Origin of the sequence: Dubosiella newyorkensis, from assembly GCF_001945605.1 — a bacterium.
Classification (GTDB): domain Bacteria; phylum Bacillota_I; class Bacilli_A; order Erysipelotrichales; family Erysipelotrichaceae; genus Dubosiella; species Dubosiella newyorkensis.
Genome location: NZ_MPKA01000140.1, coordinates 1 through 567, shown reverse-complemented (window position 1 = coordinate 567; position 567 = coordinate 1). Strand labels below are relative to the sequence as shown.

Annotated in this window: 1 protein-coding gene; it reads left to right on the top strand. The window is 52.0% G+C overall.

The genetic code is table 11. From position 1 onward, the window contains the following. Positions 1–566, top strand: a 566-nt coding sequence (locus tag BO225_RS11750) for a PfkB family carbohydrate kinase (RefSeq protein ID WP_233120339.1), incomplete at its 5' end; no start/stop codon positions are given. Position 567: the final 1 nt, after the last annotated feature.

The following is a 567-nucleotide window of genomic DNA, read 5'->3' as shown; positions in this document are numbered from 1 at the left end:
GAAAAGCCAAAGAGCACGGGGTGAAGATCTCTTGCGATCTGAACTACCGCAACAAGCTCTGGAGCAAAGCCAAAGCCAAAGAAGTCATGAGCGAATTGACCAAATACATCGATGTCTGCATCGCCAATGAAGAAGACGCCAACGATGTCTTCGGGATCCACGCGGCCAACACCGACGTGACAAAAGGCGAAGTCAATCATGAAGGCTACAAAGAAGTGGCCAAAGAATTGATGGACACGTTCGGCTTCGAAAAAGTGACGATCACGCTGCGCGAAAGCATCAGCGCCAACCGCAACTTGTGGAGCGCTATGCTCTATGATGGCGACGACTTCTATTTCTCGAAGAAATACGATCTGAACATCGTCGACCGCGTAGGAGGAGGCGACTCGTTTGGAGGCGGATTGATCCACGCTCTCCTTGAAGAGAAGGATCCGCAATCGGCGATCGAATTCGCGGTAGCGGCAAGCGCTTTGAAGCATTCGATCGAAGGCGACTACAACCTCGTATCGGTCGATGAAGTCGAAAAGCTTGCTGGCGGCGACGGTTCTGGACGCGTTCAGCGATAAA